Source organism: Luteibacter sp. P4_E6 (assembly GCF_056401535.1).
In genome coordinates, this window is record NZ_JBFUJE010000113.1 from 1 (window position 1) to 10616 (window position 10616).

Genomic DNA, 10616 nt, shown 5'->3' on the forward strand with positions numbered 1-10616 from the left:
GCTCCGTGCTTGGCGCCTGGCGCATCTGCCGTTGCCAGCCCTTTTGCGAAGGTGGCATGGACCCCGTACCCGATCATTTCGTCCTGCGCCGATGTGGCGCCCAAGGAGCACATATCCATGACTGACGCCTGGCTCATCAAGAACGCCGAACTGATCAACGAAAATCGCCGTTTCACTGCCGACGTACGTTTGCGCGATGGAAAAATCGCGACCATCGCTCAAGGCCTGGAAAAAGAGCGTGACGAACAGGTGATCGACGCGTCGGGCCTGTGGCTACTCCCGGGGATGATCGACGACCAGGTGCACTTCCGCGAACCGGGCCTCACCCAGAAGGCCGATATCGCCAGTGAGTCCACCGCCTGCGCGGCCGGCGGCATCACCAGCTTCATGGAAATGCCGAACACCAAGCCGCCGGCGCTCGACCGCGATTCACTGGAAGCCAAGTACACCCGGGCCTCCGAAACATCTCGGGTCAACTATGCCTTCTACATGGGCGCCAGTAACGACAACCTCGAAGCCATCCGTGCCCTCGATCCCAAGGCCGCTCCGGGCATCAAGGTATTCATGGGTGCCTCGACCGGCAACATGCTGGTCGACAATCCGGAAACTCTCGACCACATCTTCCGCGACGCGCCCACGCCGATCATCACGCACTGCGAAGACACGCCGATGATCGACGTGAACCTTGCCAAGGCCCATGAGGTCTACGGCGAGGACATCCCCGCCCGCGAGCATCCGCTCATCCGTTCGCGCGAGGCCTGCATCAAGTCCACGAAGCTGGCGATTTCGCTCGCTAAGAAACATGGCACCCGCCTGCATGTGCTGCATATCTCGACCGCCGACGAACTGGCCCTGTTCGAGCCGGGCCCGATCGAAGGCAAGAAGATCACTGCGGAAACCTGCGTGCACTTCCTGCATTTCGCGGCGCCGGACTACGAACGCCTCGGGTTCCTGATCAAGTGCAATCCGGCGATCAAGGACGAATCGGACCGCGAGGCCATCACCAAGGCGCTCGCCGAAGGTCGCCTGGATGTTCTGGCCACCGACCACGCACCGCATCTTCTCGAAGAAAAAGCGCAGAAATATGACAAGGCGCCATCCGGCCTGCCCTTGGTTCAATACGCCTTGCAGGCGGCGCTCGAGCGAGTCTTCGAAGGCAAGCTGACCCTGGAGCGCGTCGTCGAGGCCGTCTGCCATGCGCCAGCCAAGCTGTTCGACGTGGAAAACCGCGGTTTCCTGCGTGAAGGCTATGCCGCCGACCTCGTCCTGGTCGATCCCAAGCGCAAGCACACCGTCGTTCGCGAGGAAGTGCTATCCAAATGCGGCTGGTCGCCGTTCGAGGGCGAAACCTTCAGCAGCAGCATCGCCTCGACCTTCGTCAACGGCCAGCGCGTGTGGGACGGCAAGACCGTGGATGAAAGCGTCCGCGGCCAGCGACTGACGTTCGATCGATGAGGAAATTCGTAAGCGCGGTGGCGGCACTGATCCTCTCCACCACGGCCGCTGCCGCTGTCACCGACCTGCCCTCCAGCGTGTCGCAAGGTGGTCTCGTGATCGGCCATGCCGCGCCGGGATCCCGGGTCACCGTGGCCGGCAAGCCCGTCCATGTCGGTGCCGATGGGATCTTCGTGTTCGGCGCCGGCCGCGATGAGCAAGGCCCCATCGACGTCGTGGTCGGCGGTACCAGACACAGCCTCAACGTGACGCCGCGCGACTGGCCGATCGAACGCGTCGAAGGCGTGCCGCCGGCGACGGTGAATCCGCCACCGGAGATCGCGGCGCGCATCCAACGCGAACAAGCCGAAGTGGTCGCCGCACGAAATCGCGACGATGCCCGAGAGGACTTCGCGCATGGTTTCATCTGGCCGGTCACCGGCCGGATCAGTGGGCGCTTTGGCAACCAGCGGATCTACAACGGCGACCCTAAGGCCCCGCATTCGGGCATGGACATCGCCGTACCGCAGGGCACGCCGGTCAAGGCACCGGCCGACGGCATCATCACCTTCGCCAAACCCGACCTGTATCTCACCGGCGGCACCGTGCTGCTCGACCACGGCTTCGGACTGTCCTCGAACTTCCTGCACCTGTCGCGGATCGACGTGAAGGTGGGACAGCACGTGCAGCAGGGCGACGTGATCGGCGCAGCCGGCATGACCGGCCGGGCGACCGGGCCTCATGTGCACTGGGGATTCAACTGGTTCGGCGTGCGGCTCGATCCACTGCTGTTGCCGGGCATCCAGTAACGAAAAGGCCCGCCTGATGGCGGGCCTTTTTCCGACAACAGCCCGCAACCCTTCAGCGGACCTTTGAAGCGAACGCCACGGCGTCGTGCGGGTGCAGGCTTTCGTGGTGCGCCACGCGCACGTGGAAGTCGGCGACGCGCTCGTCGGCATCGAGGGTCTTCTGGATGCGACGGGCGGCATCCTCGCAAAACATCAGGTTGCTGCCATTGGCGAGCGCGAAGGCCTGCTCGTCCGCGCGCTTGACCGCCGTCTGCACCGGCGTGCCGAGCGCGGCCTCGACGTTGTCGATCATGTCGATCAGCGGGAACACGCCTTCGCCCAAGGGACGCACGCGGATCGTGGCCGTGCTGCGCTGCGCGTGCGGGGTGGCGATGATGCCCTGCTCCGTACCCAGCCAGGCGAGGATGGTGTCGCGGTCGAGGGCGTTATCGGCGGAGAACGTCTTCGCGAAGTTGTCCTGGATGAGCTGGCGCGAGAGGGCCGCCGACGCCGGGCAGGTCGACGAATAGACCACGTCGGTCGTGATCTCGATCGTGAATTTGCCGTCGCTCAGATTCGCGCAGATGGTGATCGGGTAGGAGCGCCAGCCGCTGTTGTCGCTGCGCAACGCGCGACGGCGAACCAGATGCTCAAAGCCGATGGTGATCTTCGCGTGGTCGGACAGACCCTCGTGCGAGCTGAGGAACGAACCGAGAAGGCCGCGAACGCCTTCGATCGTCAGCGGGCCGGCCGAGAGCGCCTCCGACACCAGCAGGTAAAGGCGCGACATGTGAATGCCGCGGACCTCCGGCTTGTTCAGGTTGACGAAGGCACCCACGCGCGCGCCGGTCGACCGGACATCGCCGTCACCGGCGTCGAACTGCACCGGCATTTCCATGCCATCCATGCCGACCCAGTCGAGGGTTCCAATGGCAAGGGCATGCTCCTGGGACGCGACATCGGGCAGCAGGCGGGTCGGGGAATCTTGGATATACATCGGGTGATCCTAAGGGGACGTGCCGTTTCCGGCTTACCGTGACCGAAATGGGGATGTTGAGGATTGGCTCAATGGTCCGCGCATGGAAACGGTCCGTTCAGCCGAACCGCCCCGCATGTCGGGCGGCCAGCCAGGCCCGGATGGCCGTGGCCGGTCCGCTGCGCGACTGCCGTAAGTGCAGTTCACGGAAGGGTTCGGTTGCCTTGGCCGCCGCACGCGCCGCCGAAAGTGCTGTACGGCCCTCCAGACCACGAAACGTGCTGAGGGGTTCACCCAGCGCCAGGGCCTCGCGCAGGCCCGCCGCAAGCTCGCCCAGCTGGGCTTTGAGGGCTTCACGCCGCGCCGGCGTGTCGTCCTTCAGCTGGCCACGCGACAGGCCGTGCCGGGCCAGCCGCGACATGGGCAGCGGCAGTCGCTCACGCTCGGCATCGAGTTCCAGGCGCGACAACGCGAAGACCAGGTGCGACAACGTGGCGATGCGCGATGCGGCCTCCACCGGTGCGTCCGCCCCGAACCACCAGGCGTTCTCCAGCGCGGCCAGCGCCCCGTGCATACCGCGAGAGGCCGTGACCTGGGCGTTGAAGTCGGACGGCGTCCCCTGCTCCAGCTGGGCCATTGCGGCGAGCACCGGCGCCAGCCAGYGATCGGCCGGAATGCGACGTGCACGCTCGTCGGCGAACAGCTGCTTGGTCAGCGGATGCCGCCCACCACTGGAAGCGGCACCGGACAATTCTTCGGCCCACCACTGAAGTTTCGCCGCGGCGACCTGCGGCTCGCGCACGCCGTAGGCCGAGGCGATCAGTTCCTGCTCGAACGCGGCCAGCGCCACATGAGCGTCGCGCACGGACACGTCGACGAAGGGCAAGGCCACCCGCTGCTGGGGCTGCACTGCCAGCCATTTGTCGACAAAGCTCTGGGTTGCACCGTCGGTCACGCAGGAATCTCCCGCACACCCAGCAGGGCAGCCAGTTCGTCCACGCGGTCGAGCACGACATCGGCACCCCAGGTGTCCGGGTCGCCGCCGTCGAGATAGCCCCAGCGAACGGCTACGGTGAACAGACCGGCGGCGTGGCCGGCTTCGATGTCGCGACGATCGTCGCCGACGAAAACCGAGCGCGCCGGATCGCATCCCGCGAGAGCACACGCGTGGAGGACGGGTGCCGGGTCCGGCTTCTTCACTGGCAACGCGTCGCCGGAGACCACCGCGGCGGGATTCCAGTGCGGCACAGCCCGCGGCAGCAATCCGTCGGTCAGGAAGCCTGGCTTGTTGGTGACGATGCCCCAGCGACGGCCAGCGGCGTCCAGCCCGGCGAGCATGGCTTCGACACCGTCGAATGGCACGGTGTGCCGGGCCATGGTCGCTTCGTAGATGTCGAGGTAGCGCGGGACCAGCGCCAGCACGCGCTCGGCATCGATACCGGGAAAGCCCACCGCGATGATCGCGCGCGAACCGCGCGAGACCACCGGTCGCACCTGCTCGTAAGGGGGCGGTGCGATGCCCTGCTCCGCACATAGGTCGACCAGGGCCCCATGCAGGTCGAGGGCACTATCGAGCAGGGTCCCGTCGAGGTCGAAGAACACCCCGTCCAGCGTGAACGGCAAGCGCTTCACCCGAGCTTCCTCGCGCTGAGGACGTAGTTCACTGCCGTATTCGACGACAGGCTCGCGTTGCGCGTGAGCGGGTTGTAGGCAAGGCCCTTGATGTCCTCGAGCTCGAGGTCGAAGCGACGCAACATGCCGGCCACTTCCGAAGGCTTGAGGAACTGCGCGTAGTGATGGGTGCCGCGCGGCAGCAGGCGCATCAGGTACTCGGCACCAAGGATGGCAKCGCCGAAAGCGGCCGGGGTGCGGTTGAGCGTCGACAGGAACAGCTGGCCGCCCGGCTTCAGCAGGCGGGCGAGGTCACCGATCAGGGCGGCCGGATCGGGCACGTGTTCGATCATCTCCATGCAGCAGACCGCATCGAACGACGCCGGCTCGGCCTCCGCCAGCTCCGTCGACGACTGCACGCGGTAGTCCACCTGCAGGTTCGATTCGAAAAGGTGCAGCTTGGCGATCTCGATCAGCTTGGCGCCGAGATCGATGGCGGTCACCTGGGCGCCGGCACGCGCGAGCGCTTCGCTCAACAGGCCACCACCACAACCGACATCGACCACCCTGGCGCCGCGCAGGTTCACGCGAGCGGAAACGTAAGCCGCGCGCACCGGGTTCAGGTCGTGCAGCGGACGGGACTCACCATCGGGATCCCACCAGCGCGCGGCGAGTTTCTCGAAGCGCGCGATCTCTTCCGCGCTGACATTGGCGTTGGTTTGCATGGTTCAGCCCTCGGGCGCGAAGCGACGCACGCGCCATTCGTGAACAGTGAGCGTGGACGATCCACTGGAGTGCAGGGGATCGCTGTGCGCGAGCGCCGTCGCCGCGGCCAGGTCGGGGGCACGCACGATGTATGCGYCGCCCGTACCGTCGGTGAACGGGCCGGTCATCTCAAGCTGATGCTTTGCGATAAGGCCGGCGAGAAAAGCCTGGTGCGCGTCCCCCGCGGCCGCCTGGAAGGCCGGCGTCCGCATGACGAGGACGAGGTACAGGTGCTCTGAATCGCTCACGCTTCCTCCTCGGAGGCAATGATCTCGCGCCAGGCGCGCGCCTTGGAGAGGATGCGCGCCTTGTCGATGCCGACCAGTTCACCATCGGCGAGTTTGCGCTGGCCATCGATCCACACATCGCTGACCTGATGACGGCCCGTGGCATACACCAGCTGCGACGCGACATGATAGAGCGGCTGCGTTTCGAGCGCGTCGAGACGCACGGCGGTCAGGTCGGCGCGCTTGCCCGGCTCGATGGAGCCGATGCGGTCGCCCAGGCCAATCGCCTTCGCGCCATTGAGCGTGGCGGCGCGCAGGGCAAACGCGGCGTCGAACGCCGCCGCGTCCCCGGCGACGGCCTTGGCCAGGAGCGCTGCCGTGCGCATCTCGCCGAACATGTCCAGATCGTTGTTCGAGGCACAGCCATCGGTGCCGATGCAGACATTGACGCCCGCAGCGCGCAGCTTTTCCGCCGGGCAGAAGCCGGAGGCCAGCTTGAGGTTGGATTCCGGGCAATGCACTACCGACACGCCGGCYGCCGCGCAGGCGGCGATTTCGTCGTCGTTGAGCTGGGTCATGTGCACGGCGACCAGACGGTCGGTCACGATACCAAGCTTCTGCAGCCGCTCGAACGGACGCACGCCGTCCTTGTCCTTGCCCTGCTGCACTTCCAGCGCGGTCTCGTGCGTGTGCAGGTGGATGGGGATGTCGAGCTCGTTGGCCAGGTCGCGGATGCGCACGAAGTTCTCGTCGGAAACGGTGTACGGCGCATGCGGCACGAAGGCCGTAGTCAGCAGCGGCTCGGCCTTGAGCGACTCGTGCACTTCGAGCGCGCGGCTGAAGTATTCGTCGGAGGTCTTCGCCCACGGCGTGGGGAAGTCGATCACCGGCAGGCCGATCACCGCGCGAAAACCCATTTGCTTGTAGGTCGCGGCGATGACGTCGGGGAAGAAATAATTTTCGTTGGCGCAGGTCGTGCCGCCGCGGATCATCTCGGCTACGGCCAGCTCGACGCCATCGCGGATGAAGTCCGGACCCATCACGCGTGCCTCGGCCGGCCAGATGTGCTCCTGCAACCAGGTCATCAGCGGCAAGTCGTCCGCGAGACCCCGCAGCAGGGTCATCGGATTGTGCGTGTGGGCGTTGATCAGGCCCGGCATGAGTGCATGCTCAGGCAGCTCGATGCGCTCGCGGGGTGCGTAAGCTACACGCGCGTCGGCAATCGGCAGGATCGCCAGGATTTCGCCGCCGTTGATAGCAACCGCGTGCTCGTCGAGGACCACGGCGTGTGGTTCGATGGGGACGACCCAGCGGGCTTCGATGAGGAGGTCGATGTCAGTAGGGCTGGAAGTCATTGCTGCCTCAGGGAAGCGTAAAAAAAACGGCACGGCGCCCGGGAGGGCAGCCGTGCCGATCGATGCATCAGACGCTGCGCCTTACTTGACGCGGCTGTCGTACTCGCCAGTGCGCGTATCGACCTTGATGATTTCGTCCTGGTTGACGAAGAGCGGAACGCGAACCACGGCGCCGGTTTCCAGGGTGGCCGGCTTGCCGCCGCCGCCCGAGGTGTCGCCGCGGACGCCCGGATCGGTCTCGGTGATCTTGAGCTCGACGAACTTCGGCGCCTGCACAGCGATGATGTTGCCGTTGAACAGGGTGACGACGCACTCTTCCTCGCCCTTCAGCCACTTCCAGGCATCGCCCATGGCGGCGAGGCTGGCGCGGTGCTGCTCGAACGTCTCGCTCTGCATGAAGATCCACTCGCGCTCGTTGCCGGTGCCTTCCACGTACGAGAAGTTGGCATCGGTGTCGACGGCGTCGGCCTCTTCATACGAATCGCTCGACTTGAGCGTCTGCTCGGTCGTGCGGCCGTCCTTGAGGTTACGGATACGAATGCGCGTGAACGCCTGGCCCTTGCCCGGCTTGACGAACTCCGCTTCGGTGATGATCCAGGGATCGCMGTTGTGGATGATCTTCTTGCCCGTTTTGACGTCGTTGAGGCCAAGCATGCCCATCTGTATCTGCTCCAGAGTTATATCCGCCCCGCTGGGCGGCTAAAATAGGGTCTGTCACGGGCTGCAGAGCCCGATCCAAGGTCCGCAATGATAACCGCAAGCCCTACTTCCCGCCTATCGTCGCCCGTTACGGGGTGGCGCGAGCTATGGCGGGACGCCATTACGAACGCGCGAGAACTGCTGCAGGCCGTAGGTCTCGGCCATCGGACCGACCTCCTGCCGCCGGACGATGCTGGCTTTCCGCTGCGCGTCCCGCGGGGTTTCGTGGCCCGCATGCGCCACGGCGACCCCACCGACCCCCTGCTCCTCCAGGTGCTGCCGCGCCGTGCCGAGCACGACGTGGTCGCGGGCTTCACGGTGGACGCCGTGGGCGACATGGCCTCGCGGGCCGGCCACGGCCTGCTCCACAAGTACGACGGCCGCGCCCTGCTGATCGCCAGCGGCAGCTGCGCCGTCAACTGCCGTTACTGCTTCCGCCGCCATTTTCCCTACGGCGAGGAAATCGCGGCAGCAGCCCAGTGGCGTGACGCCCTGGCCCATGTCAAGGCGGACCCAAGCATCCGGGAACTGATCCTGTCGGGCGGGGACCCGCTATCGCTGGCCACGCACAAGCTCGCGGAACTCACGCGTGGGCTGGCGGACATGCCGCACGTGATCCGCCTGCGCATCCACACCCGCCTGCCGGTGGTGCTGCCCGAGCGCATCGACAACGACTTCACGGACTGGCTGGCTGCCCTACCCCTGCAGAAGGTGGTCGTTCTGCATGCCAATCACGCCAACGAGTTCGATGGCACGGTGGATGCCGCCTGCGCCCGCCTCCGGGCGGCAGGCGCCACCCTGCTCAACCAGTCGGTGCTGCTAAAGGAAGTGAACGACAACGCCGATACCCTCGTTGCGTTGTGCGAGCGGTCGTTCGCTGCCGGCGTGCTGCCCTACTACCTGCACCAGTTGGACAAGGTCGCCGGGGCCGCGCATTTCGAGGTATCCGACGAACGCKCCCTGGCGCTCATGGAAGTGCTTCGGGGCAAGCTTCCTGGCTACCTCGTCCCAAAACTGGTGCGTGAACTGCAGGGTGATCCTTCCAAACGCCCCGTTGCCGAATTCGCGCGCTAGTATGGGCATCATCCGACCAGCATGACCTGGCCGGACCGCGTTGGGGGGAGCGGGCCGTCACGGTTCGCGGGGTAGCAAGCGGCTTTTCGGAACGGCATGAAACACGACAACGTCATCAGGATTCTCTTCATCGAAGACTCGGTGGAAGACGCCGAGCTTTTGATCAACGTACTGCGCAATGGCGGTATCGCCGTGCGCCCCGCACGCGCAACGAGCACGGCGGAAATACAGGCCGCCCTGGACGAACTGGTGCCGGACCTGGTGCTGATGAATCCCGGCGTGCCGGGCATCGACGCCGCGGCGGTCGCCCGCCAGCTGGACGCGAGCGGACGCGACCTCGCGCTCATCGCCGTGGTCAACAGCCTCRGCGACGACAGCGTGGCCGACCTCTTCGCCGGTGGCACGCGTGGCGTGGCGCTGCGTAAACGTTCCGACCAGGTCCTGGCCGTGGTCCTGCGCGAGTTCGAGGCACTTTCCACCCGGCGCCAGGTGCGCCGCCTGGAAACCTCGCTGCGCGAGACCGAGCGCCGGTGCGATTCCCTGCTCGATTCCTCGCGCGACGCCATTGCCTATGTCCACGAGGGCATGCACGTCCGCGTGAACCAGGCCTACCTCGAAGCCTTCGGCTTCGCCGAGTTCGACGACATCCTCGGCCTGCCGATCCTCGACCTGATCGCCGGGACCCACGCCGACGACTTCAAAGGCGTGTTGCGCGGCCTGTCCAAGGGCGAGAAAGCACCGCCTCCGCTGGAGCTGTTGGCCCGTCGCGACGACGGGGGTACGTTCAAGGCCCTGGTCGACTTCGCACACGCCACGTTCGAAGGCGAAGCCTGCCTACAGATCGTGTTCCGCCAGCAGATGGTAGACGCTGCCCTCGTGGCGCAGCTGCAGCGGGACTCGGTAACCGGCCTGTTCAATCGCGCGCGCACGCTCGAGCACATCGACGAAGCCGTGGCTGCCGCGGCCGCCGGGCGCGAGGGGCAGGCCATGCTCCTGCTCGAGCCGGACAACTGGAAAGAAATCGTCGGCAGCGCGGGCATCGGCAATGCGGACAAGCTGCTTGCCGCAATCGCCGCAAAGATCAACGAATCCATCGATGAGGAAGACGTTGCCGGCGTGCTGGGCGACCATACCCTTGGCCTGATCCTGGCGCCGCGGGGCGACCTCGAGCACGCCGCGCTCACCGAGCGCCTGCGCACCAGCATCGCCGAGCACATCATCGACGCGGGCACACGCTCGCTCAACGTGACGATCACCATCGGCGGCACGCTGATAGCCGAGAAGAATGCCAGCACCGAGGCGGTGCTCGAACAGGCCAGCGCGGCGCTGCGCAACGCCCAGAACCAGGGCGGCAATCGCGTCGAGCTGCACGATCCCAGCGCCCGCGAAAAGGCGGACGCCGAGCGCGAGCAGTACTGGCTCGACCTCGTTCGCCATGCGCTGTCGACCGATGGCCTGCGGCTGTACCACCAGCAGATCATCAGCCTGCAGGATGCCGCCGGCGAGTTCTACGAGATCCTGGTGCGCATGCGCGGCCCGAAGGGCGATGTCCTGCCCTCGTACTTCTTCCCCGTGGCCGAGCGCAACGGCCTCCTCCCGGCGATCGACCGCTGGGTGCTGGGCCATGCCATCGATGCGCTGGCACACCGCGAAAACGACGGGCTCACCACGACCTACTTCGTGAAGA

Annotated in this window: 12 protein-coding genes; 5 read left to right on the top strand and 7 right to left on the bottom strand. The window is 66.0% G+C overall.

The window, feature by feature from the left end; all coding sequences use genetic code 11:
• The first annotated feature begins 5 nt into the window (after positions 1-5).
• From AC1DT2_RS09305 to AC1DT2_RS09315, 3 genes are read left to right on the top strand one after another with little or no spacing between them, the layout of a single operon-like run.
• A complete protein-coding gene (locus AC1DT2_RS09305; RefSeq protein ID WP_477295981.1) occupies positions 6-125 on the top strand; it encodes a hypothetical protein in 120 nt (39 codons plus the stop codon).
• On the top strand, positions 118-1455 hold the full coding sequence (locus AC1DT2_RS09310; protein WP_063572868.1) for a dihydroorotase: 1338 nt from the start codon (positions 118-120) through the stop codon (positions 1453-1455). Before AC1DT2_RS09305 ends, AC1DT2_RS09310 begins: the two co-directional genes overlap by 8 nt.
• A complete protein-coding gene (locus AC1DT2_RS09315; RefSeq protein ID WP_477295972.1) occupies positions 1452-2243 on the top strand; it encodes a M23 family metallopeptidase in 792 nt (263 codons plus the stop codon). The genes AC1DT2_RS09310 and AC1DT2_RS09315 overlap by 4 nt, the downstream gene beginning before the upstream one ends.
• Positions 2244-2295: 52 nt before the next feature.
• On the opposite strand, the gene folE2 is transcribed toward AC1DT2_RS09315, so the two are convergent.
• The 7 genes from folE2 to efp all read right to left on the bottom strand — a co-directional run bounded on the left by folE2 (position 2296) and on the right by efp (position 7816).
• Positions 2296-3219 carry a GTP cyclohydrolase FolE2 gene (folE2, locus tag AC1DT2_RS09320; RefSeq protein WP_213948407.1) on the bottom strand — a complete coding sequence of 308 codons (924 nt, stop codon included), beginning with the start codon at positions 3217-3219 and terminating at the stop codon, positions 2296-2298.
• A gap of 97 nt (positions 3220-3316) precedes the next feature.
• Positions 3317-4153 (bottom strand): squalene/phytoene synthase family protein, encoded by an 837-nt coding sequence (locus tag AC1DT2_RS09325; RefSeq protein WP_477295973.1) that lies wholly within the window; start codon positions 4151-4153, stop codon positions 3317-3319.
• Positions 4150-4830: a phosphoglycolate phosphatase gene (gene gph / locus AC1DT2_RS09330; protein ID WP_477295974.1), complete on the bottom strand. Its 681-nt coding sequence runs from the start codon at positions 4828-4830 to the stop codon at positions 4150-4152. The genes AC1DT2_RS09325 and gph overlap by 4 nt, the downstream gene beginning before the upstream one ends.
• A complete protein-coding gene (gene ubiG, locus AC1DT2_RS09335) occupies positions 4827-5534 on the bottom strand; it encodes a bifunctional 2-polyprenyl-6-hydroxyphenol methylase/3-demethylubiquinol 3-O-methyltransferase UbiG (RefSeq protein ID WP_477295975.1) in 708 nt (235 codons plus the stop codon). The genes gph and ubiG overlap by 4 nt, the downstream gene beginning before the upstream one ends.
• Positions 5535-5537: 3 nt before the next feature.
• Positions 5538-5822, bottom strand: coding sequence for a YciI family protein (locus AC1DT2_RS09340; protein WP_477295976.1), 285 nt, complete (start codon positions 5820-5822; stop codon positions 5538-5540).
• Positions 5819-7156, bottom strand: a complete 1338-nt coding sequence (locus AC1DT2_RS09345; RefSeq protein WP_477295977.1) for a TRZ/ATZ family hydrolase — start codon at positions 7154-7156, stop codon at positions 5819-5821. The genes AC1DT2_RS09340 and AC1DT2_RS09345 overlap by 4 nt, the downstream gene beginning before the upstream one ends.
• An 81-nt stretch (positions 7157-7237) precedes the next feature.
• Positions 7238-7816 (bottom strand): elongation factor P, encoded by a 579-nt coding sequence (gene efp / locus AC1DT2_RS09350; RefSeq protein ID WP_477295978.1) that lies wholly within the window; start codon positions 7814-7816, stop codon positions 7238-7240.
• Positions 7817-7903: 87 nt separating this feature from the next.
• Between efp and epmB the strand changes: the two genes are divergently transcribed.
• The gene (gene epmB, locus AC1DT2_RS09355) at positions 7904-8929 is read left to right on the top strand and encodes an EF-P beta-lysylation protein EpmB (RefSeq protein ID WP_477295979.1); all 1026 of its coding nucleotides are present in this window, start codon (positions 7904-7906) and stop codon (positions 8927-8929) included.
• 96 nt (positions 8930-9025) lie between these two features.
• A partial coding sequence (locus AC1DT2_RS09360) for a diguanylate cyclase domain-containing protein (RefSeq protein ID WP_477295980.1) occupies positions 9026-10616 on the top strand: 1591 nt, incomplete at its 3' end.

Excerpts from the sequence above, each read along its gene's own strand:
- AC1DT2_RS09310 (WP_063572868.1), top strand. The coding sequence starts at position 118 with ATGACTGACGCCTGGCTCATCAAGAACGCCGAACTGATCAACGAAAAT.
- AC1DT2_RS09315 (WP_477295972.1), top strand. The coding sequence starts at position 1,452 with ATGAGGAAATTCGTAAGCGCGGTGGCGGCACTGATCCTCTCCACCACG.
- folE2 (WP_213948407.1), bottom strand. The coding sequence starts at position 3,219 with ATGTATATCCAAGATTCCCCGACCCGCCTGCTGCCCGATGTCGCGTCC.